This is a genomic window from Alistipes dispar (assembly GCF_006542685.1).
Taxonomy (GTDB): Bacteria; Bacteroidota; Bacteroidia; order Bacteroidales; family Rikenellaceae; genus Alistipes; species Alistipes dispar.
Genome location: NZ_AP019736.1, coordinates 2,742,156 through 2,766,517 on the forward strand (window position 1 = coordinate 2,742,156; position 24,362 = coordinate 2,766,517).

The 24,362-nt window shown below is 56.6% G+C and carries 17 protein-coding genes; all 17 read right to left on the reverse strand.

Features of this window, described 5'->3' with window-relative positions; genetic code table 11:
* Nucleotides 1-8: 8 nt before the first annotated feature.
* Nucleotides 9-1,406 (reverse strand): BT_3987 domain-containing protein, encoded by a 1,398-nt coding sequence (locus FME97_RS11435; RefSeq protein ID WP_141429749.1) that lies wholly within the window; start codon nucleotides 1,404-1,406, stop codon nucleotides 9-11.
* Nucleotides 1,407-1,433: 27 nt separating this feature from the next.
* On the reverse strand, nucleotides 1,434-2,666 hold the full coding sequence (locus tag FME97_RS11440; protein ID WP_141429750.1) for a DUF1735 and LamG domain-containing protein: 1,233 nt from the start codon (nucleotides 2,664-2,666) through the stop codon (nucleotides 1,434-1,436).
* Between the two features lie 6 nt (nucleotides 2,667-2,672).
* Nucleotides 2,673-3,683 (reverse strand): glycoside hydrolase family 18, encoded by a 1,011-nt coding sequence (locus FME97_RS11445; protein ID WP_141429751.1) that lies wholly within the window; start codon nucleotides 3,681-3,683, stop codon nucleotides 2,673-2,675.
* Nucleotides 3,684-3,701: 18 nt separating this feature from the next.
* Nucleotides 3,702-5,276, reverse strand: a complete 1,575-nt coding sequence (locus tag FME97_RS11450; RefSeq protein ID WP_141429752.1) for a RagB/SusD family nutrient uptake outer membrane protein — start codon at nucleotides 5,274-5,276, stop codon at nucleotides 3,702-3,704.
* 7 nt (nucleotides 5,277-5,283) lie between these two features.
* On the reverse strand, nucleotides 5,284-8,631 hold the full coding sequence (locus FME97_RS11455; RefSeq protein WP_394344255.1) for a SusC/RagA family TonB-linked outer membrane protein: 3,348 nt from the start codon (nucleotides 8,629-8,631) through the stop codon (nucleotides 5,284-5,286).
* Between the two features lie 229 nt (nucleotides 8,632-8,860).
* Nucleotides 8,861-9,907, reverse strand: a complete 1,047-nt coding sequence (locus FME97_RS11460; RefSeq protein WP_141429753.1) for a FecR family protein — start codon at nucleotides 9,905-9,907, stop codon at nucleotides 8,861-8,863.
* Nucleotides 9,908-9,973: 66 nt separating this feature from the next.
* Entirely contained in the window at nucleotides 9,974-10,591 is a 618-nt protein-coding gene (locus FME97_RS11465; protein ID WP_141429754.1) for an RNA polymerase sigma-70 factor, read from the reverse strand.
* Between the two features lie 637 nt (nucleotides 10,592-11,228).
* Nucleotides 11,229-11,372 carry a chitobiase/beta-hexosaminidase C-terminal domain-containing protein gene (locus FME97_RS11470; RefSeq protein ID WP_141429755.1) on the reverse strand — a complete coding sequence of 48 codons (144 nt, stop codon included), beginning with the start codon at nucleotides 11,370-11,372 and terminating at the stop codon, nucleotides 11,229-11,231.
* Between the two features lie 56 nt (nucleotides 11,373-11,428).
* Nucleotides 11,429-12,307 (reverse strand): glycoside hydrolase family 16 protein, encoded by an 879-nt coding sequence (locus tag FME97_RS11475; protein ID WP_141429756.1) that lies wholly within the window; start codon nucleotides 12,305-12,307, stop codon nucleotides 11,429-11,431.
* Between the two features lie 19 nt (nucleotides 12,308-12,326).
* Entirely contained in the window at nucleotides 12,327-14,228 is a 1,902-nt protein-coding gene (locus tag FME97_RS11480; RefSeq protein WP_141429757.1) for a hypothetical protein, read from the reverse strand.
* A gap of 12 nt (nucleotides 14,229-14,240) precedes the next feature.
* The gene (locus FME97_RS11485) at nucleotides 14,241-15,776 is read right to left on the reverse strand and encodes a RagB/SusD family nutrient uptake outer membrane protein (protein WP_141429758.1); all 1,536 of its coding nucleotides are present in this window, start codon (nucleotides 15,774-15,776) and stop codon (nucleotides 14,241-14,243) included.
* Between the two features lie 19 nt (nucleotides 15,777-15,795).
* Nucleotides 15,796-19,227, reverse strand: a complete 3,432-nt coding sequence (locus tag FME97_RS11490; RefSeq protein WP_141429759.1) for a TonB-dependent receptor — start codon at nucleotides 19,225-19,227, stop codon at nucleotides 15,796-15,798.
* A 33-nt stretch (nucleotides 19,228-19,260) separates the two neighbouring features.
* A complete protein-coding gene (locus FME97_RS11495; protein ID WP_162502085.1) occupies nucleotides 19,261-20,241 on the reverse strand; it encodes a FecR family protein in 981 nt (326 codons plus the stop codon).
* Between the two features lie 88 nt (nucleotides 20,242-20,329).
* Nucleotides 20,330-20,920, reverse strand: a complete 591-nt coding sequence (locus FME97_RS11500; RefSeq protein WP_141429761.1) for an RNA polymerase sigma-70 factor — start codon at nucleotides 20,918-20,920, stop codon at nucleotides 20,330-20,332.
* 272 nt (nucleotides 20,921-21,192) lie between these two features.
* Entirely contained in the window at nucleotides 21,193-22,179 is a 987-nt protein-coding gene (locus FME97_RS11505; protein ID WP_162502086.1) for a hypothetical protein, read from the reverse strand.
* 421 nt (nucleotides 22,180-22,600) lie between these two features.
* The gene (locus FME97_RS11510) at nucleotides 22,601-23,683 is read right to left on the reverse strand and encodes a BF3164 family lipoprotein (protein WP_141429763.1); all 1,083 of its coding nucleotides are present in this window, start codon (nucleotides 23,681-23,683) and stop codon (nucleotides 22,601-22,603) included.
* Between the two features lie 51 nt (nucleotides 23,684-23,734).
* Nucleotides 23,735-24,013 (reverse strand): NVEALA domain-containing protein, encoded by a 279-nt coding sequence (locus FME97_RS11515; protein WP_141429764.1) that lies wholly within the window; start codon nucleotides 24,011-24,013, stop codon nucleotides 23,735-23,737.
* Between the last annotated feature and the right edge of the window lie 349 nt (nucleotides 24,014-24,362).

Here is a 24,362-nt window from a genome sequence, read left to right on the forward strand (position 1 = left end):
ACGCCCCGCTACCAATCTTTCTCGTGTCTTACGCCCGACCACGAAGCCTCGTCGTCGTAGATGTACTTCGCCACGTCGTTCAGCGGCGTGAACTGCCCGTCGCCCGGCTTGAGGTTATAAACCATTTGCACGCCGTTGCCCATCCGGCGGTTGTACTGCAAATTTTCGGGCGACGACTCCTGGCCGTAGGTCATGTCGAGCGATCCTTCGCCCCACTGCCGGCGCGACAGCCCGAGATGTATCGGGTTCATCAGCGCACCGTAGTCGCAATAGGCGTAATCGATGAAATCGCCGGGACGGACTCCGTCCACCGCCTCCTTGAACCCGAAGTTGGCCTGTCCGATCTGATAGAGCATCACCAGTTTGTCGGGCATCGCCATCTTCACCTCGTAGAGCAGACGGGCATAGGGCCCGGGGCCGTACTGCACGCATCCCGGCCAGAGGTTGCCGAGATGCTCCTCGTACTTCGAATATTCGTCGTCGAAATCGACGCCGTCAAGTCCATAGGTATCGACGATCGAGCGCAGATCCTGCGCGAAGGCGCGCGCCGCTTCGTCCGAGAGGTTGGCCACGCCCGATCCGTCGCCGTTGCCCAGAATCGTCAGGCTGACGCGGATTCCGGCTTCCTGCAACGGGCGGATGTAGATGTCGCGGTTGTCCAGGATGTGCCGCACATTGGGATTCAGCGTGACGCCCACGCGCCGCTCCTGCTCGAGCCAGTTGATGTTGGCGGCGAAAATATTGACCACGTCGAAAAGCGGTTTGCCGCTCCGCTTGCAACTCCATTCCAAAGCATTGAGCGGATTGTTGTCGTTCACCTCGACATAGCAGACAGTGATCATTCCTGTCCCCTTATCGGTCGAGGGACGTGCGCCCTGCACCTGCACCCAGAAGATACAGGTACCTTCCGAGGCCGACACTCCGACCCCTTCGGTCTCGGAGGTCAGTCGCAGCGGTACGGCATAGGTTTCGCCTTCGGCGAGTCCCCCGCCGGGCTTCACGCCGACGCGCAGCGGGTCGGACTGCACGCTTCGGGGGCCGACGAGCAGCGCTCCGTCGGCCTCCAGTTCGACGGACGATTTGGGAACGGCCTCGAACGAAGCAGCATGGGTCTCATTGTAAGCCTCCAGCACGCTCTCATCGTAGGCGAACCGAAGGTCCACGGCCTTTCCTGCCTCAGCGCTCAGGGCGACACGCACTTCGCCCGAAACGGGCTCGTCATAAAGCCGCAGCGTCGCACCGGCCGCACCCTGCGGATTGTAGACCGAGCAGAAGCACGATCCGACCGTCTCGATGCGTCCTTCATCAATTCCGCCGGGACGAATATCATCCTCCGTGCACGAAGTCGCAACCAGCACGGAGACTCCGGCTGCAAGGCTCCATAGCATATTTCTTGTGTAGTTCATAGCGAATCTTGTTTTTGAATCAGTAGATTAGTTGTCTCCGTCACCGGAGGGAGCCTCGGGCAGCGACACCTGATTCCATTTGAGTGTCTCGTGCGCCGTGCCGCTGTTGTTGTTGTCCGTATGGTCACGGATGGTTTCGCCCGAACCTTCGTCGAATTTCCAGTAAGCCACGAGTCCCTCGCTCGCTGGATCGACCTCGTAAATGTTCGCGGCAATCTGCTCCTGCGTACGTACGGTATTCCAGATGCGCACCTCGCAAATCTCACCGTGGAGTTCGCGTCCGGCCGCATACGAGTAACCGATATGGAAGAAATGATCCTTCTGCTGGGCGTCGGTTTTCGGCTGCCCGAGATTTACGGGAACGAACTGGTTGCCCGTCTTGTCGAGCACCGGTTCGCCATTGATGTAAATGACCAGATGTCCGGTCGCCACATCGCATGTCACGGCGATATGCGTCCACTCGTTCGCCGGGACGAGGCACGTAGTCGCATCCGTGAAGTTGGCCGTAGCGTAGGGAGTAGGCATGACTACCTGGAGCTGGTTGGGCTCCAGACCGTTGTCGCTGATGCGGATCAGGCAATGCCCCTCGATGCCCATCACGGTCTTGATACCGGGTTCGAGCACGTAGTCGCTGCACCGCACGAGCGCCTCCATCGTCACGGCGTTCAGGCCGTTGAGCACCTTGCACGATGCGCTCTGCCCGTCGAGCGTCTTGTCGAAGGAGATGTAGTTGCTCTCCTGAAGGTCGGCCACGACATTGATGATGGCCGCGCCGCGCAGCACGTAATAGATCGTGCGGGCGCTTTCGAGCACAGCCGCTCCATCGGCTTTACGCAGTGTGACGGGAAGCACGTGCAATGCCTCGGTGTCGAGTTCGCCGAGGTTATGGAAGCGTACCGTCACGTCGGCCGAACGGTTCGTACCGACCGGGATGGAGGTCTTGCCGCCCACGATCTCAAAGTAGTTTTCGGGCAGCATCGCCGCCTCTTCGCCCGACATGCGGTTGTAGTCCGCCACGCGGCCGGCGTCGGCCTCGAAGAGCAGGCCGACCTCCTTGCCGACCGGCTTGGGAGCCGCCGCGCGGAACGAACGTTCGTCCGAGACGGTGCTCTGCTTGACGAGCAGCGTCGTGACGTTCGTGTTCTGGTCGATGAACACCCTGTTGTCGAAATCCCCGTAGGGAGACGGTTTCTTGTCGCACCCCGTCATCGCCGCCAGCGTCCAAACAGACAGCAGGAGTGCCGTATGAAATCTTTTCATATCCGTTTAGTTTTTGGGAGAGGGATTAAGCGTTTCGATGGCCTCCTTCGTGTAGCGGTAGATCATCGCGGAGTTGTAGTAGTCGTACTGCACGTTCATGATGCCCATTCCCGCCTTGCCGATATCCTCCGGACGGAGCAGCCACTCGGCCAATGCTCCGACGGCACGCACCGAAGCACCCGAGGCGTCGGCCAGATACCCCGTGGCATCGGTTGCAGAAGGCGGCACGGCGGAGACGAGCCACAGGAAGCGGTCGGAGGGAATTCCTTCGACGGCGCACATGCGGCGGGCACGGACACCGAAGTCGTACACCGATTCGGCGTCGAGGCAGCGAACTACCAGATAGTCGCAAAGGGCCACCGCCGACAGGTCGCTCAGCCATTGGGGCGTTCCTTCGAAGAGAAGCAGCCCCCCGGGATGGCTTTCCCGCCATTCGGCCAGAGCTCCGGCCACCACGTCGTCGAGCGCCCGCTGCACGCGGAGTTCCTCTTCGGTAGCGAAAGTCGGGTCGGTGGATTCGTAGCGGAGCGTCAGCCCGTCGAGGCCGTCGGCTTCGATCTCTTCGAAACGCTCAGCCAAGGCGGCAGAAAGCCGTTCTTCGGGGGCCTGCGTATCCTCGGCACGCGCCAGAGCGGCCTGACAGTCGAAGGCGCCGATGATTTTCGTCCCTTTCTCACGAAGCGTTTCGGCCTGTTCAAGTTCCTCGGCCGTAAGGCGTCCTCCGGCCGTCAGCGCCACGACATCCACGCTGTCGGGCACATCGGAGAAAAAGCCGCCCCGGCTGACGGGTCTCTTGTCCGAATTGTCGAACCAGACGACCGTCCGATAATGGTCGCCGTTCTTGTAGGCGCGGAGCGAGGCGAGGTAACGGGCATACAGTCCGGGATCGTCTTCGCCGAAAACAGGATTTTCGACTGCGATTTTCTCGTTCTCCGTCCAGTCGTCGCACGAGGAGCCCGCCGATGTTGCGAGCAGAAGCGCCGCGCCGCAGAATATGTTGCTTATCGTTCTTTTCATGACTCGAATGATAATGGATTATTTCTCCTTGCAGTCCCACCACAGACGGGTGGCCATGTTGTCGGGTCCCCCGAGCAGTGAAACCGCTTCATTGATATGCTCGTTGTTCTCCTGGTACTCCTCCGCCGGATAGGGCATGCGGTTCGCATAGCCTCCCTCGGGGATGATGCCGCCGCTGCGGTTGTTCGTGGCGGGCATCAGCCGCGGATAGCCCGTGCGCCGGAATTCGCACCATGCTTCGAACCCTTCGGGATAGATCGCCAGCCACTTCTGGGTGATGATCTGTTCGAGGTTGGTTTCGAAATCGCCGCGCGTATCCCATTTGACGGTTACGGTGCTCACTTCCGAAGTGTTGCTCTCCTTGCCCAGCGGGTCCTCATAAGACTCGGGCAGCGACACCCCGTCGGCGATGTAGGCGTCGTAATCGCCCGAGAGCCCCCACTGTTCGAACGAGAGGCGCACCCCTTCCTCGTACCAGCGTTCGGCATCGCCCGTCGCGCCGTACCAGCCGCGCAGGGAGGCTTCGGCCTTCAGAAAGGCCACTTCGGCGGCATTCATCCACATGAGCGGCGTCGTATAATCGACCGCCATATTCGAGTAGAGAAGCGATTCGGAGGGAATGCTGATTCCCGAACGCAGCCCGATATAGCCGTTCCGAATTCCGCCCGTGAAGGTCGAAAGGGTGAAGTATTTGGCCCGCCGGGGGTCTTTGTAACCGTTCATGTAGGAGGTGATGTCGGCCGAAACGCGCGAGTCCCCGCCGTTGTAGTCGTACATCACCACCCGGAACGGGTTGTTCTGGGTCGGAATCTGTGCATTGTCCGCATTCGATTCGATCACGCCGCCGTTCTCTCCGGAAAGAGCTTCCTTTACGATCCGTTCGGCTTCGTCCGGCGCCGCATAGCTGATACGCATGGCCATGCGCAGCTTGAGCGAATTGGCGAACCGCACCCATTTCGACAGGTCGCCCGCATAGATCTTGTCCGAGGCGGCCTTGATGGTCTCGGCCGAATGGTTCCTCAGCACGGTCAGCGCACCGTCCAGCTCCTCGAACAGCCGTTCATAGACGGCCTGCTGCGAATCGTAGGGTGAGGTAAGCGCGTCGTCGGCTCCGATCTGCGAATAGGGAACCGGTCCGTAGGTGTCGGTCACGCGATGCACGGCAGCCACGCGGATCACTTCGGCAAGCGCAAGGGCCACTTCGTCGTCTGAATTGACTTTCAGCTTGTTGTAAGCCGTATAGATCTCAGGAATCACGCGGATGAGCATCACGCGCGTCCAGTCGTTGGTAGGGTTGAAGATGGCGATGCGGGTGGGAAGTCCCGGATTCGAGTCGGCCGTATAGCCGCCGAGCGCACCTCCCAGTACGATATCGGTGAACTGGTGCGTATTGACATCGAGCGGAATGACCCATCCCTGCATGCCCGTCAGAATCGACGAGACGATGTAGTTGTCGTTGTTCATATCGTCTTTCGAGGCGGCATAGGGATCGGTGTTGATGTCATCGAACCCGCCCGTGCAGGCGGCGAACAACGCTGCCGGTGCCAGCGCCAGCAGGCGGAGGCGTCTGCGAAGATATTGTGGTTTTTTCATAGCGCGTTTAGAATTTGAGTCTCATGTTGAAACCGATATTCCGTAACGAAGGCATCATGAAATAGTCGATGCCCTGATAGTAGTTGCCCGTCGTGGCGACGGCTTCGGGGTCGAACGGAGCCTTGCAGTAAATCATCCAGAGGTTGCGGCCCACGAGCGAGAGGTTTATCTCGCAAACGCCGCCGAGTTTCTCCTTCGGAATCGTATAGCCGATCGAAGCCTCCTGCAAGCGGACGTTCGTCGCCGAATAGGTGTAATATTGCGGGATGTTCTTGCCGCCTACGACCTCGTACCAATTGTAGGCCGGCAGGAGCGAACCTCCGTTGACGGCGACGCCTCCGGCGTCGCGTGCCGCGGCAGAATCCTCCGATACGCCGTAATAGTCGAGCTGAGCCTGCGTGGCGGAGTAAACGATACCGCCGATACGGGCCGATACCATGAACCCGAAACTCAGGTTTTTCCAGCGGAAGTCGTTGCGCCACGCCATGTTGGCCTTCGGGAAGACCGATCCCAGCCTGATGTCGTCCAGATTCTCGGAGACCGTATAGATGCGGTCGTTCTCGTCCACGTAGATATGGCCGTTGGCATCGCGCTTGAGGTCGATGATCGAATAAAGATCGCCCAGCGAACCGCCCTTCTTGAGGATGAAGTGCGCCTGGTTCAGACCGCCGACATCGAGGCGGTCCTTCGTGACGAACTGTCCGGTTTCGGGATGGCGGTAGTTGTCCACCAGTTCGAGAATCCGGTTCTGGTTGGAGCTGAGCGTGAAATTCGAACTCCACGAGAACTCGCCCCATTTGTTGCCGTAGCCCAGCGCCAGCTCGATACCCCGGTTGCGCACCGATCCGGTCTGAACGTAGAGCGTCGAATAACCGGACGACACGGAGATCTGCGGGTCGAAGGTCTGGTTGTAGGTCTTCGTGTTGTAATACGATACGTCGAGGTTGAAATGCTTCAGGAAACGCATGGTAAGACCCACCTCCCACGAATCCGTGCGTTCGGGCTTCAGGTCGTAGAAGGGGTAATTGGTCTCCGTCTTCCACACTTTGTTGTCGGCATCCCAGACATAGACGGGGTTGGCCAGGAAACGGGCGAAGGGCATACCTACCGAGGCCCACGAACCGCGCACCTTGACGTAGGAGAGGTTCTCCGGCATGTCGGGGATGAGCTGCGAAAGCACCACCGAGGCGCCGACGGAAGGGTAGAAGAACGAAGCCTTGACCGATTGCGGACCGGCCAGTTGAGAAGGCCAGTCGTTGCGCCCCGTAAGGGTGAGGTAGTAGGTTCCCTTGTACCCGATTTCGGCCGAGGCGAAGAGCGACTGGTACTGTTCGCGCCAGCCGGACTGCTCGCGTGTCACACGGGTGTCGTCGAGCTGGAAGACGTTGAACAGATTGGCGATACCCGACTCCATGATGGGACCGCGGTTCTTGAAGGCATCCTGCCGGATATCCGAAATCACGGCGCCCACGTTGGCCTGCAGCGACCAATTCGCTCCGAAGGTCTTGTCGATATTGAGCAGCACGTCGCCGTAGGTCTGCTGATCTTCGGTCTTGGTGATGCCGTAAAGTCCGTTGTTCGAACCCTCGATGAGCGTCGAATTGGACGTGGCATAAAACTTCTCGGTGAAGTTGTTCACCGAATTGTCGATTCGGATACGGCCCGAAACCGAAAGCCAGTCGAGAATCCGGTAGGAGATGTTGGTATTGAGCATATAGCGCCGGCGGTCGTTCTCGCGCAGGTTGCGGTAGTTGATCCAGTAGGGATTCTGCATCGTCAGATTGCCCGCACCGATCCACTCGTCCCAGTCCTGCACCCAGATGCGGCGTTCGGGGTCGTATCGTTCGAACATCCGCACACGGTTCCAGTCGTTTCCGCGGGGAAACAGGTAAGCCGAAACCAACGGATTGGCATACGTGCCCTGATTGACCATGTTGCGGTCGTTCTGCATGATGTAGGAGGCTCCGATGTCCAGGGTCATGCGGTCTTTGAGCAACGAGGTGGTGTTGCGGGCCGTGAAGTTGTAACGCTCGTAGCCGTTGTTGGGCACAATACCGCGGGAATTGACAGCCGAGGCCGAAAGGTAGGTCTGGTTGCGGTCGGTGCCCGTCGAGAGCGAAACGGTCTCGGTGCCGGTGACGCCCGTCTGGAAGTAGTCGCTGCGCGGGGAATAGCCCGTGCGGTCCGCAGCACCGAGCCGGCGGCCCCAGCTCATGAGCGTCTGCCCCTCCGAAGCATTAAGATTACCCGTACCGTAGCGGTTTTGGAATTCGGGCATCACGAAGGGAGAGTGTACCTCGGTATTGCTGGTCACGGTCACGGACGTATGGCCCGCCTTGCCCTTCTTGGTCGTGATGACGATGGCGCCGTTCGACGCATAACTGCCGTAGAGCGCCGCAGCCGCAGCGCCCGTCAGCACCGACACGGACTCGATATCCTCGGGATTGATGTCCGCGACGGCTTCCGACGTTCCGGCCGAGTCGAACTCCGTTCCGCCCTCGCCGCCGAGGTTGTACATCGGAACACCGTCGATGACGTACAGGGCGTTCGAAGACTGGTCGATGCCCTTCGTACCGCGCATGACCACCTTCGAGGCTCCGCCCACGCCCGACGACGAGGCGTTGATGTTCACGCCGGCCACCTTGCCGCTGAGCGCATTGACGAAGTTCACGTCCTTGTTGCCGACAATCTCCTCTGCCGAAACTTGCTGCACGTTGTACGACAGCGCCTTTTCCGAACGTTTGATGCCCAGGGCCGTTACGACGACAGCATCCATTTCAAGCGCGGATTCGCGCAGCGTGACCTCCATTGCCGTACGGCTCCCGACCGGAATTTCCGTGTCGTCGTATCCCAGGTAGCCGAACGACAGCACCGCTTTCGCGGCGGGAGCGGGAATCTCCAGCGCGAAAGAGCCGTCGGCCCCGGTACTCGTACCGACGGTCGTCCCCTTGACAATAACCGTCGCTCCGATGATGGGAACTCCGTTCTTGTCGAGGACATGTCCCGTCACCCTGCGGGGCTGGTCATCGACGCTTTTCTGTGTCAATACGATGTGATTGTCCGAGAGTTCCCAGCCGAGTTTCGTGCCTTCGACCAGACGGTCGAGCACGACCGACAGCGGCTCCCGTCTGGCGTGCAGCGTCACCCGGTGAGAAGGGGCGATGTCCTGTGTTTTATAGAGGAACATCAGCGATGTTTGCTTCTCGATCTGCACGACGGCATCGTCGAGCGTTCCGCCCTCTACGGAGACGCTGATACGTTGTTGCAACACACCGGATTGCGCCGAAACCGTCATTTTACCCGTCCCGAGCGTGAAAAACAGCGCGAGAAGAGCAAGAATCAGATTTTTTTTCATAAATTTAAGACCTCTTAGATGAGTAGTTTATGCCATGCACCGCAAAGCGCCGGGATTCCGGAGCATCGGGGCATGAACGAAAATTTAACGAGTCCGGAGCCGGGGAATGTCAGCAGCATGACCGGCTCCTCTTTGTTCGGGGGGGGGAGAATCCGTTCGTCAATCGGTCATAGGCAGGAAAGATTTAAGGTTCGACATGTCTATTGAGGTTTTCGTAGTTTTCAAAAGGTCAGCGTAAGCGGATGCGGTAGGTGTTCCCGTCGCGTTCGATATGCAGACGCCCGTCGTGGTTCAGGACGCCGAACACCTCGTCGAGCCGCTCCGTGAGCGAGAAACTGCCCGTATAACGGATCTTTTCCGCAGCTTCGTCGATAAGAAGAATCCGCACGCCGTAATAGTTCTGCAACCGGGCGGCGATCTGCGCGAGACTCTGATCGCGGAAACGGTAAACCCCGTCGTCCCACGGAACCTGCCGCTCATAGGCGTCCAGTTCCGAAAGCCGGTAACTACCGGCTCTCTTGTCGAAATGGCACTGTTCGTAAGGATGCAGTTCGAGCGACCGGAGCAATTCGCCCTCACGGTCGAGCAAGTCGAGTCCCACGGCCCCGCTCAGGAGCGTTACGGTGTTCTCGGATTCGTTGGAATAGGCCTGGACATTGAAAGTCGTTCCGAGCACGCGTACCGACTGGCGGCACGAATGGACGATGAAGGGGTGCTCCGCATCGTGTTCGACATCGAAATAGGCTTCGCCGTCGAGCCACACCTCGCGGGGACCGGAGCCGAAAGAGGCGGGATAACGCAGCTTCGAAGAGGCTTTCATCGTCACCTGCGTACCGTCGGCGAGCACGATGCGCGACTTGCTTCCGGCATCCACGCATATCGTATTGAACGAGTCGGAAAGCCCTGTCCCGCCGCTCCTCCCGGCCAGAATGCCGACAGCGATCAGTGCGGCTGCCGAGGCGGCATAACCGACTGCCCGGAACCATATCTTCCGCCCGAGCTTTCGGCGGGGTGCAGGGCGCAGCGCGGCAATACGCTCATCCGAGGCGAATTCGGGCCTTGCGAGCAACCGGCGCCGCATGGCTTCGACATCCACCGCTCCGATCTTCGATGCGGCATCCCGCTCGGCGTAAAGATGCGTCAGCCCGTAAAGCAACTCTGCATTCTCGGGATCGAGGCCGGCCCATTCGTGCAACAACTCGATCTGCTGCAACGTGGCTTCACCTTCGAGATAGGCGATCAGGGCGGATTCGAGTGCTTCGGAGATTTCTTTCATCGGTCATGCGTTTTATATGTAAAACACATGTCCCGTAAAAATTACCTACTCCGTTCGAAAAAAAATTCAGCAGCCATTCGAAGGGGGGGGGTAAATAAGACTAAAGATCAGCAGGATGAGCATCCTTTCGCGAAGGAAGCGAAGCGCTTTATAAAGCTGGGCGTCCACCGTACGATGCGAAATGCCGAGCCGCTCGGCGATTTCCGCACTCTTCAGATCCTCGTACCACGATAACCGGAAAACCTCGCGGCAGCGTTCCGGCAACTGCTCGATCAACGCCCGCAGGACATCCTCGCGTTCGTTCCGCGGTTCATCGAGAATCCGCAGTTCGTATTCCACCTCTCCGAGCCGCAGCTCTGCAAGCGAGGTGCGGACATACCGGCTGACGACCAGTTCATGCCGAATGGAATTCCGGCAGGCATTCAATACGCTGCGGTAAAGATAACGGCTCAACTCCTCGGACGGCAGACGGAAACGCCCCTGCTGCCAAACCCGCACGAATACGTCCTGCACGATATCCTCTGCAAATTTCTCCGTGACGAAACGGCGGGCGAATACGATCAGGCGGGCCGCATATTCGTGATAGATGCGATCGAAACGGCCGAAGTCCCCCTCTTCCGGAACGAACGGGAGAGTTTCATCCGAAGAATCCGTCTGTATTTTATCCGAATGTAATGAGCGCATCGTCCAAAAACGTATTATCTCCAATGCTCCGCAGTTATCCGTCCGTGCATGGAAATTCCGAAAATCGCATCCGACGACCGAATCGCAAATAAACTGTTAGCCATCTTTTTCGCAGCCTTTTCGTCTATTGATTTGCCGTCGTATGAACTATCCATTCAACGGCGTCCGGGGCAGTCGCCGGCCGGACTCGAACACACAAATATAGAAAATGATCGATAAAATAATGAAACTCCCCCCGATTTAATTGCAATTCCGAGAGGAGCGGCCCGTCGATTACCGGACAGAAAACGTTTTGTTGCGCTGTTTTTATCCGGGAACGGATTCATGGCGATATTATCCGATCGAGGCTTCATCATCCGTCGGTTGTCAGCCCGATACTTCTCATAGTATTGTCAGCCGCAGACGGTTCCATTCTGAAGCCCATGATTCGATGAATTGCGACCGCCTTTCGGCTGAAACGCCAGCATCATCTACCCAGTCCGGGCGCTGCGGCGGCATGTATAATTATCCGGAAAGGGATCGAGTCGAAATAGCTTTCAACTCGATCCCTGCTATACCGCGAATATCGTCCGACACAGTATCCGCATAGGCCGTGAAGGCGCCCGGTCCGGCAACTTACAGGCAAATGGAGCGGGTTTCATCGGTCGGATGCCTCGGTCGGTTCGCTGCCGTCGGGCGTATGGCGGATTGTCGCACCGGGCTCGGCCGAATTGGCCCGCAGAATCCCGTCCTGCCGTCTCAGTCCCGGCGATGAAACCCGGAAATTTACGCGCCGCGGCATCTCGACCGCAGCGATCCGTGCATTATAACGCCGGAGCGCCTGTCTATTTTCATCGCTTACCGTTGATAGACCCGTACATAATCGATAACATATTCCGCCGGAAAGATCGAATCGTCGATCCCCTCGTAGCCGCCCCAGTCACCGCCGACGGCAATGTTGAGCTTCAGGTAGAACGCCTTGTCGAAAGGCCAGCTCTCAGCACGGCCCGAGCCGTCGTTGCGGAATGTGTAGTAAGGCACGCCGTCGATGTAGGCCTGGATATAATCCGGCGTCCACTCCATACCATAAACATGGAATTCCGTTTCGGGGGATTCCGGCGCATAACTCGTCGTCAATTCATTCTTGCCGTCCTCCGTGCGGTCCTTTTTATTGTGTACCGAGAACCACACGATACCGGGTTCGTAGCCTACGTATTCCATGATATCGATCTCTCCGTCGAGCAGGTTGTCGTCGGAATGGGTGACAGGCAGCATCCAGAACGCCGGCCATACGCCCCGACCCGCCGGAAGCTTGGCCCTCATCTCGAATTTGCCATAGGTCCACGACTGACGGCTGCTCATACGGGCCGAGATATACTTCTTGCCTCCGACAGGCGTTTCCGGCTTGTAAGCCGTGATGGTCAGCATTCCGTCGCGGACTTTGGTCACGGCATAATCCCCGTGTACGCGGTCGACATAATACTGTTCCTCGTTGTTGCCCCAGCCCGAACCGCCTGTTTCGAACCGCCATTTCTCACCCGGCTGGGCATATTCCGCTCCGGCGGGTTCCTCATCGAACTCCTCGGACCAGACCAGGCGGTATTCGCCGTCGCCTTCCTCGTCCTGTTCGCCGTCAACCCACCAGCCGGGTTTCCGGAAATAGGTCGGGTCGTCCTGCATGCATCCTGTTGCCGTGGCCATGCACAGCAGACTTATCATCCAAATCATCTTTTTCATCGTTTCAGGTCGTTATCGGTTATTTTTTCACGGTAAAGCGGAAATACCAGGCATCTACATCGGTCGCCAAGCGCAGATAGAGTTCGTCGGCCGTCAAGGCCATAATCTCGAAACTGCCGCCCAGCGCCGACGGATGACAGATCGCGCTGGGGAATGCCATCTCGGAAAATACCAGGTAGGGTGTACCGCTGCGATCCTCGATCTTCCAGGTTTGTCCCTCGGGTTGGGTGTAATCTATGTCGCCTGTCTTGCCCGCTTCGAGACCCATGGCCTCACGGGCGCTCGCATCGCAATAGACCGCCCCATGCGCCGACAGTTCGTAGGCATTGCCCTCGAAACGGAAGATCAGTTCGTCGTCGAACATCGAATAAACGCTCATTTCGTCCATGGAAGGAGCCCACCAGTTCGGATCACGGGCCGAAAGATCGCCCTCACCGAAATAACCGTCCCGGGCGTAATCCCAGACCCAGACCTTCTGCGAACCGTCCGCCGAGGTTGTTAGCAGTTTTTCCGGTTCGGAGGGTTCGGGCTCGGGCTCCGCTTCGGGCTTCGGAACGAAACGGAAATACCACGCATCCACATCGGTCGCCAAACGCAGATAGAGTTCATCGGCCGTTAGTGAGAGAATTTCGAAACTGCCGCCCAGCGCCGACGGATGGCAAACGGCACTCGGGAATGCCATCTCCGAGAATTTCAGATAGGGTACGCCCTCGCGCATTTCGATTTTCCAGGTCTGTCCCTCGGGCTGCGTATAGGCAACATCGCCCGTAGGACCGTCTTCGAGGCCCATGGCAGCACGTGCGCTGGCATCGCAGTAAACGTAGCCGTTCGCCGCCAGTTCATACGCCTTGCCTGCGGCGAGGAACGAGAGCTCGTCGTCGTACATCGAGTAGTTATGCATTTCATTGGCACCGGCCGGCCACCAATCAGGCTCGCGGGAGGCCAGATCTCCCTCGCCGAAATGTCCGTCCCGGGTATAATCCCAGGTCCAGACCTTCTGCGTTCCGTCACTCTTCGTCGTCAGCAGTTGTTCGAGCGCCAGCAGGTCGGCATCGGGCTGCGAACCTTTCACTACGAAGCGGTAATACCAGGCGCCGTATTTGTCCGATCCGGTATCGAACCGCAGCGCCAGCGTCTCCTCCGTCAGTTCCATTACCTCGTAGGCACCGCCCAGCCCATCGGGATAAGGAGCATACGAAGGGAATCCGCCTCCGGTGAAGCTCAGCCACAGTGTCCCGGTCTCGTCTGTGTAAAGGGCCCATTTCTGACCTTCGGGCTGGTTGTAAGCGATCGTCGCAGAATTGTAGGTACCCCCTTCGGGATAATTTTGCGGATCAAGGTCGGAGAGAACCGAACCGTCGGCATAGACATAACCTTTGGCATCGAGCACATACTGCCAGGTGTCGGTAACGAACGACAGTTCGTCATCATACATCTTCATATCCTTCAGTTCGTTGGCTTTCACGGGCCACCAGTCCGGAACACGGGTCGAACTGGAACCTTCGCCGAAGTGGTTATCAACGGAATAATTCCACTCCCAAACTTTCTGTTCGCCCGAACCTGTCAACAGGGCGACAATCGGGTCGTTTTCCGTCACGCGGAATGTGAAGGCAATGGGTTCGCTGACTCCGCCGCCGCCGTAAACCTGCAGCGTTCCGTCGTATTCGCCCTTCATATAATAGCGGAGCGTGAAATCGCGGCTGCTCGATTCGACATAGGAGCCGTCGGGTTTGCGGACCTTCCAGAAGGGAGAAACTCCCTGCTCGTTGAACCGGAACCGGATCATATTGGGATGCTCTTTTTCCGGGGTGACCGAATAATCGGTATTCTCATTCGAAGGAATGTCTCCCAGACTGTATTCCGCCTTGCTGCACGCCAGGCACAGGGCGGTGAACGACAGTAATATCAGTAGTTTTTTCATGGTGGAAGCCGGTTAATAGGGATTTTGTTTCAAGGTGCCGTGTGCCTGGTCGATCTCCGACTGCGGGATCGGCAGGTGTTTCTTGGCATCGGTGTAACCGCGGCTGCCGAGTACTTCCTCGGCTTTCCCGTAACGCACGAGATCCCAGAAACGATGACCTTCGAGCGCGAACTCCAGCCGATTTTCCAGCAGCAGGTTGTCGAGCGTCGCAGGGCGCCGTTTGGCTGCAAAGGCCGCATCGCCGGGCTTCATGCCGAAAGCCCGTGCGCGGACCTGATTGAGGTAGTCGTCGGCCTCGTCCCGGTCGCCGTTCGTGCGCACGATCAGCTCCGACGCGATCAGCAACGTTTCGGCATAACGCCATACGCGGTAGTTGTTACGGAAATTCATCTCCGGAGCGTTGCCCGTATATTTGTCGTGGCCGTCGGCGCGACCCAAATATTTGCGGTTGAAGTAGCCCGTATCGTCGTAACGGGGCGTGTAGGTCGCCTCGGGATGCTGCTGCCGGTATTTGGCGAAATTCAGGATCGTGGCGTCCCGGCGCGTGTCGTCACCTTCATAGGCGTTGTAGAGCGCCTCCTCGACGGGTTCGAAACCATAGCCGCCCGTATCCCATTTGGGGCCTGAATAACCGTTGATTCCGATGAGCGTCGGGAAGACCGTACCGCCGGCTTTCGTCGGATTCTCCCAGGTGCGGCTGCTGGGAGAATCGGTATAGTTGATCTCGAAAATCGATTCCGTCCCCCATTCGCCGCTGTCGGTCCAGAGGCCGGCGAAATCGCTCCGGAGAGAATAAAGTCCGGAGCCGATGATCTCGCACATATCGGTCAGCACCGTTGCGTAGCGGGAGGCATCCTGCTGGTACATCACCACGTTGGCGCGAAGCATCTGTGCGGCTGCACGCGTGAAGCGACCCAGTTCGGCGGATTTCACGACCTTGGGAAGCCCGCTGCCGGTCAGCGCGGCATCCAGATCGCCGATGATCTTGGCATAAACCCCGTCTGCCGTAAGTTGGTCGATCAGGTAATCGGGCCCCGTCGGATTGCGGTCGTAGTAGGGGACATTTCCGAAAAGTTTCCACAGCCAGGTATAATAGTAGGCACGCAGGGCGTAGGCCTCGGCCTTGATTCGGCTGCGGGTCGCACCCGACATGCCTTCCGCCGTATCGACGTACTGCAGCACGGTATTGGCACGGTAGACGCCCGAATAAAGGACGACCCAGAGGACCGACGGCGTATGGTTGGGCGTCGCGGAGAATTTACGCATGAGTTGCAGGTAGGGAATGTCGGTCTCGTTGGCCCCGCCGACGCGTACGTCGTCCGACATGACGTCGGATACGAATGCCAGCGGACCGTATTCCCCGAAGACGAAATCCGGCCACTGAAGGGGCGCATAGGCCGCCATCAGTCCTTTCAACAGAGTTTCATAATCATCGTAATAATCTTTTTCGGGAATCTCCGTCGTGGGGTCCACGTCGAGGAAATCCGATGTGCAGGAGACGGACACCGAAAGGACCAATGCCGCCAATATAATCCGTATGTATTTCATGTTCATCGTCGTTTTGAGGTTAGAAGGTGATGTTGGCTCCGATGGTAAAGATGCGCGCCGTAGGATAAACGCCGCGATCAACACCCAGCGAGGTCCCGCCGGAGGAGATTTCCGGATCGAAGCCTTCGTACGAAGTCAGGGTCCAGAGATTCTCGGCTCCGACCCAGAGGCGCAGCCGCTCGATATGGACCTTGCGGAGCAACGCCGCAGGGAACGAATAGCCCAGTTGGAGACTGCGCAGGCGAAGGAAGGAACCGTCGTGCACGTAAAGGTCCGACGACTGCCAGTTGGCGGCGTCGACATTGCGGGAGAGGCGCGGAATACGGTTCGAGGAGCCGGGCCCCGTCCAGCGATCGAGCATGTGACGCGGCATGTTGAGGTAAGGATAGTCCGACCGATAGGAGGCATCGAAGATATCGTTGCCGATCGTGGCATTGAAAAAGGCCCCGAGGTCGATGCCCTTCCAAGCCACTGCGAGGTTGAAACCTAAAGTCCAGTCGGGTGCACCTTTGCCGATCTTCACACGGTCGGCATCGTCGATCGTTCCGTCGCCGTTGCAATCGACGAACCTCACGTCGCCCGGGCGCGCATCGGGCTGGAGCATTTCACCCCGGGAATTGACATAGTCGGCGACCTCGTCGGCCGTCTGGAAGATGCCTGCCGTGCGCATACCGTAGAAGAAAGGGAACGGTTCGCCGTTCTCGGCGCGGGTGATGGTGCCGATATTACCCAACACCGTATCGTAATTGGCCCAGCCGTTTTGATTACCCAGGCGTATCAGCCGGTTGCTGATATAGGTAGCGTTGCCGCCGATATCGAACGAGACGTCCGACACCTGGAAGAGGTAATGGAGGTCTATCTCCACACCGCTGTTTTTCATGTCGCCCACGTTGCCGTAAGGCCGGGAATTACCGATATACTGCGGCAACGGAACGGTCATCAGCATACCGTTGGTGCGCTTGTTGAAATAATCCACCGTCAGCGAAAGTCGGTTTCCGAAGAACGACGCGTCGATACCTACGTCGAACTGCTCGGATTCTTCCCATTTCAGACCGTCGTTCGGATAGCCGCTCGGCGTAGCACCCGGTATCAACGTATTCAGCCCTTCGGGACCGAGTATGTAATCCGCACCACCGGTCACGGTCGAAATATAGTGGAAAGAACCGATCGATTCGTTGCCGTTCAGGCCCCAGCTGGCACGGAGTTTCAGCGAAGAGAGTGCCTTCGGGCGGTTTGCCATGAAAGGTTCATTGGTGAGGTTCCATCCCACAGAAACCGACGGAAAGGTAGCCCACTTGTGCGCCGGACCGAAATTCGATGATCCATCGCGGCGAAGTGTGAACTCGGCCATGTAACGTTCGTCGTAATTATAGCTCACACGGCCGAAATACGACAGCAGCCGGTGGTCGGGCGAAGGTGCTCCCCAGGCGCTGCGCGAATTGTCATCGGACTCGGTCGTGTCGATCCACGGCTGCGAAGGGTCGCTGATGTCGTAGCTCGAACCGCCGACGTTCTGCGAGTGCGAGGACTGTGCCGACTGTCCCAGCAGAACTGTAAGCTGATGCCGTTCGCCCAGCGTACAGTCGTAGGTCAGCGTGTTCTCGACCTGCCACGTGAAGAGCCGTTCCATACTCGACCAGACCGACGAGCGGTCGGCATAAGTGTAACGCCCCAGATAATAGGGCATCTGATAGCCGTCGTTGCTGCTGAAGACCAGTTCCGTGCCATAGGATGATTTAAATTTCAGTCCTTTATAGAGCTCGATCTCGCCCCAGATATTGCCGATCAGCTTGTCGGCGGCGGACTTGTCGCCCGGCAGGTGCAGTTGAGCGATCGGGTTGACCATGTTGCCGAAATTGTCGCCTGCGATGGCGAAAACCCGGCCCGAAAAGTCAGTCACGGCCGTGGGATGTTCGTTGAGGACCTCCTCGGGGTTGCCGGCATAGACTCCCATGATCGGGGACATCGAAACGGCACTGCCCAGCACACTGCCGCGTTCGCTGTTCTCACCGATACTACGCGACACGGTACGCGAATAGGCCATATTGACACCAGCGCGCGCCGAACGGAAAAAGCGCTGCTCGGATTTCTCGAAAAGCGTATAGTTCGTATTGGCCCGGACGCTATAACGGTCATAATTCGACCGATTGACATCGCCGCCGATGATACCTTCGTTATACAGATAACCGAACGACAGATAGTAATTTACCTTATCGTTGCCGCCGCTGACGCTGGCCTGATGCTCCACGACAGGCGCATTGTAGTTGAAGAGCTCCTTCTGCCAGTTCGTGCCCTTGCCCAGCGCCGCCGGGTTCTCGTAGATCGGGGACAGGCCGCTGTTCATATTCATCTCATTCATCATCACAGCGTATTCATGGGCGTTGAGCACGTCCTTCGTGCGCCAGGGGCTCTGCCATCCGTAGGAGAACGAGTAATCGACCGACGTACGGCCCTTGTTGCCCTGACGGGTCGTGACCAGAATGACGCCATTCGCACCGCGGGCACCGTAAATGGCAGCCGACGCGGCGTCCTTGAGCACCTCGACCGAGAGAATGTCGGCCGGATTAAGATAGTCGATATTGCTGCTGACGGGCATCCCATCGACAATGTAGAGCGGATTGCTGTCGTTGATAGTCCCCACGCCGCGGATGCGTACACGAACCCCGGAACCGGGCTGGCCGGAGCTCTGCGTGATGTTCACACCCGACACCATGCCTTTCAGCACATTGTCGATGCGAGTGCCCGTCACACGTCTCAGGTCGTCGCCCTTCACGCTGCTGATGGCCGCCGTGACGACGCTTTTACGCTGAACGCCGTAACCGACCACCACCACATTCTCCAACGTCTGGACATCGTCTTGCAGGACGATCTCCAACGTCCGGCCCGCATCGGCCGGGAGAGTTACCTGCTGTTTCTCATAGCCTATACAGGAGATCTCGAGCCGGTCGGCACCGACAGGCAGTTGCAGGCAGAAACTGCCGTCAGAGGCAGAGGTGGTTCCCACTGTCGGGAACTGCGGCAGCACGATCGTTGCTCCGGTGACAGGGCGTTTCTGTTCGTCGATCACGACACCCTGGACTTTCCGCGTTCCGGGAAGAGCGGGAACGGATCGCCGGGGACGGAAGACGGAAATCTTCCGTCCGTCGATCTGGTAAGTCAGGTCGGTCCCTGACAGTAATTGTCGCAGGGCCGTCCCGAGCGTCGCATTGTCAACGTGCAGGGAGACCTTCAGGTCCGGATCGACATCGTTGTCGCGCAGGATGATCGAACAGCCGCTCTGTTCACCGATCCGGTTGAGTATCCGGATAACCGGTTGCTCATCGGCATGGATCGTAATCCGGGCGTTGGACCCGGATTGCGCCGCGGCCGGCAGCCCCCAGAACAGCAGGCACCCGACCGGCAGCAGATACCGGAACAGGGAGTTTCTCAGGTTCAGGTAGAGTTTGTTCATCGTATTCAGGTTGGTTTAGATTGTGGTGCGTTATCAATTCCGGTCCGAGAGTCGCAGTGTTCCGTCGGTCGTTGTCCAGGTATATTTCCGGTCCACGTCGATGTAGCGGAGTATTTCGTCGAGCGAGAGGCGCAGGTCGATGCTTCCCGAGAAGGACTCATGAGCGGCTTTTTCGCTGCTGACCTCAATTCGTACGTTAAAATGGCGTTGCAACTTGTCCAGAATCTCCCGGAACGGCGTGTTGACGAACGACAGGCGTCCGTTGATCCAATCTGCCGCCAGCGCGGTTACGGCCGGGTGAGATTCGAACAGCCCTGAGGTACGGTCGAATCGTGCCTGCCGGTCAGGAAGGAGCGAAAGGCGGCGTCCGTCGGCTGCAGCTACCTCCACGCGACCTTTGAGCAGATCGACCTCGACGGTCCGGGCATCGGCGTAAGCCTGCACATTAAAGGAGGTTCCCAGCACCGTGACATCCAGCACGTCAGTCCGGACGGTAAAAGGGCATCCGACATTACGCGCAACCTCGAAATAGCCTTCGCCTTCGAGCCGCACCTGACGGTCCTTACGACCGAAATCGCTGGCATATATAAGTTTAGAACCGGCATTGAGCCATACCAGGGAGCTGTCGGGCAGCATGATCTGCGAACGGGCGCCTGCCGGAACCGTCACTTCGCAAAGGCCGGGCTCCGCATCAAGCCGGAGTACGAAAAGCGAGGCGGCTCCCACGACGATACCGACCAAGAGAGCGGCTGCGACACGCGTCCAACCAGCAATCCGCCAAAGCGACGGCCTGCGGCGGGATGCGGCGATCCGCCGCTCCGCCTCCCGGTACCGGGCCTTTTTGTCAGTTTCGAAACGGGGGATGAGCGACTGGGCATATAGGCGGCTCAGCTCCTCGAAACGCCTGCGGTGTCGTTCGTCACTTTGTACGAACTCGAGAAACCGGGCGATATCCGGGTCCGACAGGTTCCCGGTCAGGTAGTCGATAATCAGCTCCTCAAAATATTTTTCCATCTTGTCCAGTTTTGCATGCATAATAAATTACGCATGCGGGTCCTGCATCGTTTAGCAGGACCCGCCGTTTTTTTGTTTGGACGGATAATCAGGGTTTGAAAAAGGTCGTGAAAAGATAGACAGTCAGTAACGGTCCTAATTCGACACGAAGGCGGTCGAGAGCGTTCTTGATGTGAACTCGTACCGTGACGGGGTCGATCCGCAGGTTCTCGGCGATCTCCCGGGCGGATTCTCCCCGATAGAAGTATTGTTCGAAGACGGCCCGGCAGCGCTCAGGAAGCGTTTCGACGACAGCCCGGATACGTGTCTCCACCTCTTGTGCGGACAGAACCTCGAGCGGATGAGCGTCGGTGAGACATCGTTGCTCGGCAAACAGCAACAACTCCCGTTCGTAGCCTTCCCGCAGCCGACGGCGGAACAACTGCGAGCGGATATGGCTGATACAAGCGTTCCGGACGCTGTTGACGAGATATCCGTGCAAAGGGACCCGATAACGGCCGCGATGTTCCCATATATTGACAAAGACGTCGTTGACAAGTTCCTCGGCGCTCACAGGATCGGGGACATAGGTCGCCGCGCAGGCACACAGATAGGAAAAATAGGAGTCATACAAGGCGGCGAACGCCGATTCGCTGCCCCGATTAAGTCCATCGATAATTTCCTTCCCTACCGTTTTCATAAGCGGTCAGAATCTGCATGGGGTTCGCCGGATAAAGATACGCAGACAAAATGAATTCATCAACAAACCCCCGTTTGTCTTAATACGCATTCAGAGGCCGATCCGTTTATATTATTGGCGACTACCTACAAATAAAGTGTTAGGAAGCTGTTTTTCAGAAAGATATCAATTCCTTCCACACGGATTCGAAGTCGTTTCTAATAGCCATTCTTTATTATTCAGAACGTTGCAATCTACAGTATCCCTTCACGGGGAAAACTTATCCGCGAGATTCATTTCGGATAACGGAACAGATAAAAGTTATTCTTCTCAGAACAGGCGTTGTATCCATAGAATATTTTATTCTTTTCATCGTAGAGAATATGGGTCAGTGGATGTGAAAGAGCAATCCGGTCCAACTGGCTGCCATCGTATCCGTAAACCTCCAATATGTTTCCTTCTCCGGATCCATCGCTCGCAAACAGACAAGCAAACCGATCGCCCATACAGATAATATCGTTATAACCGGACGACACAGAATTTTCCGGACCGGTTATCACGCATCGGGGCAGCAGATCCGTCCCCAAGAGTTCGAAGATTTCGATTCGATCGGACTCCATATAGGCTTTAACGAGATGACGGCCATCCGTTGCAAGAAGATAGTCGTACTCCAAATATTGATCTTTCTCCGGATCGCGTTGTAAAAGTTCTTCCGCATAAGATACGACATTGCCATGTCGCAGGTTCACGATCGACAATTCATCTTTTTGGCGGTCAGAGGCCCGCATCGCATAGAATGAATCGTTCATCTGCAAAATATCGACATACGGTTTGAAAAGTGACTTGTCTTGGGTTCGGCGACCGACTATATCCAATACACATTCGGTCTCCAATGAATCATTCCGTACGAGATAGCGTGTCAATTTCCCGGCCGGAATATCGTAGAGTATTACCGCATTACGTTCAACGGTCTGTCCCCAGTTTGCCGCAATCAGCTCTCCCGGGCCCCGTCCTTTCCGGATATAGCTTCCGTGGTATTTCAACTCCGGAAGGCTCCACAATTGGAGGACACCATCGGCCTGAGACGTATATATGACAATATATCGGTCCGTCAATTTCCAATCAAGCACAGAGATTACCGAATCGGGCGTCACAAGATCGCCTTCCAGCGAGTTTACAACCTGCGGGTCTTTGATGACCGTCGGACAATTGGACCGCGTATCGGTACATGCCACGGCAATTATCGACCAAACGAAAATAAAAGCGCATATTCTTTTCATAATCATTTTTAGAGTATTTCTTTTTTAGAAAGGCTCTATCTATTATTTAAAATATCTGCAACCGTTTCTACAATCACAACCGACTGCCACCGGATTGAGAGATTCATCCTGCGTCAAAGCCCCGATACTGGCATTCAGCAGATCGGAAGGAGCCGGCCGGTAGTTGCCATACGGGTGCTCCGGTGTCTTCGCTTTTCGGGTGGCAGCCGGTCGAATCCTGCGCGAGCGAACTCAAGACGGTTGATCAGGCACGAGGTGCATCACGTGGGCTCCCCATAGGCCCGTCGGCCAGCGCATCGGCCGATCGTCCTTCGCAACGAACCTTCAGATCGACAGGAAATCCGGCTTCACTACCGCAATCCTTTACGAGCCTGCATGCGGGAATATCCGACGAGCGTCAGTGAGCAGCACGAAGAGCATATCAAAAATTTAAATCCGTTATATCATATTTTTGAAATTGCTCTGAAGTTCGGTCAAATGTATAAAGCGCGCCGTTTTTCAAGTCAAAGTCAAATGCCGTAGCCATATACGGAAGACGAATTTCAGCCAGAGGTTCACCGTCCCAGTCGAATAACTGGATAACGGGTGAAATTTTGCCGGGTTCCAACTCGAACTCTTTTTCAGTGGCCCCGAAATATAAGGCTCCGAAAAAATCCGGATAAGCCAGCAGATGCATGTAGGTGCGGATTCTCTCTCCGTACTCCCGGGCCTGAATGTCTTTCGTCTTATCGAGCCGCTTTCCGACGCAGATCGTCCGGGCGAACGAACCGTCCGGAGCATAGAGGTTGATGTGGTTCAGCAGGGTAGGAGCCTCCACAACTCGCCGCCGGTCGGGATTGTATTGGATCAATGTCGCCAGAATGTTGTAGTTCCCATTGCCGGGATCGACTCGGGATTCGTTCAGAGGAATGAGACACAAGGGCTCCGTACGCCGGCCGTTTTCGATGAAATATCGGATTTGCCGGGTTTCGTCCGATGTTATCTCCCGGCACATGAAGGTTGAGTCGTTGATATACAGGAATCGGAATGCCGTGGATACTAAAGAGTCCTTTATCGTGGATAGATGCAACCGCTTGCTTTCAAGTGTTCGGGTGACATTGAAACACTCCAGCCGTTTCCGGACCACGTTGTGCAAAGTAAAGCATAAATCGCCTTTTTCCCGATAGAAGACCGACTGGCTGATCCACGGAGGCATGATGAACTCCTGAGGACCATTCCCCAATAGCAGATAACTCCCCAGATTTCGGTGGTCCGGTAAGGAAAGAAAGGTCAGGAATCCGTTTTTGTTTGCCGTGGAGAGAATCAGCAGGGAGTCGTGGACAATGAAATCCTGTGTGCCGATGATTCCGAAATCCACACTTTCTGCATCCTGTGCCGTAAGCGAATAAGTGCGGGGAAACTCCCGGATATAACGAACTTCTTCGAAAGCCATGTGGGCTTCGGGATTCGTACTGCAACTGGACAAGACGAGAACTATCAGTACGATAGCCAGACTTTTTTTCATAAATACGGTTTTAAATAGCGCCCAATAAAATTATTAGGCGCTTTGAATTAATCAACATTCACTTCTAAATGCATACCAAGTAGGCTTTCCTGGAACATATTCACATGTAGGACAATATCTTACCTGCATTGCAGAATCAGATGTAATACTATTAAAACACTCTCTTTTGCCGTTAGATTCTCCTGGATCCAACGATTCATCCTGCGCCAAAGCCTCGATATTGGCATTCAGCAGATCGAAAGGATCCGGCCGGTAATTTGCCATATAGGCAGTTACAGCCGCGGCAGCCATCAATACGACAGCACCCGCAAAAATCAGTTTCTTTTTCATACATGAAAATTTTAGGTTAAAAAGGTATAGCTTTTCTCGAATTTTACAGTTATCATGAAACAATCTGCAAAATCCGCTCTAAAGTTATATACTTTCTATTTAAAAATGCAAATATTTCGACAAAAATCTTGTATAATACACATGCCGGATATTAAGGCAATCAAAAGACACTCAAAGCGCAGACGAATTCACATATATAGTAAAATTATTTACAATCATTCTTTGCGGAGCTCGCACAAAAAAAGACACCGGGTGATCCGGTGTCTTCGCTTTTCGGTCCGAAGCCGCCATACGGTCGGCGGTCTGAAAGGCTGTCTGCGGAAGGAGGTCCGGCCGGTGCGCATGCGAA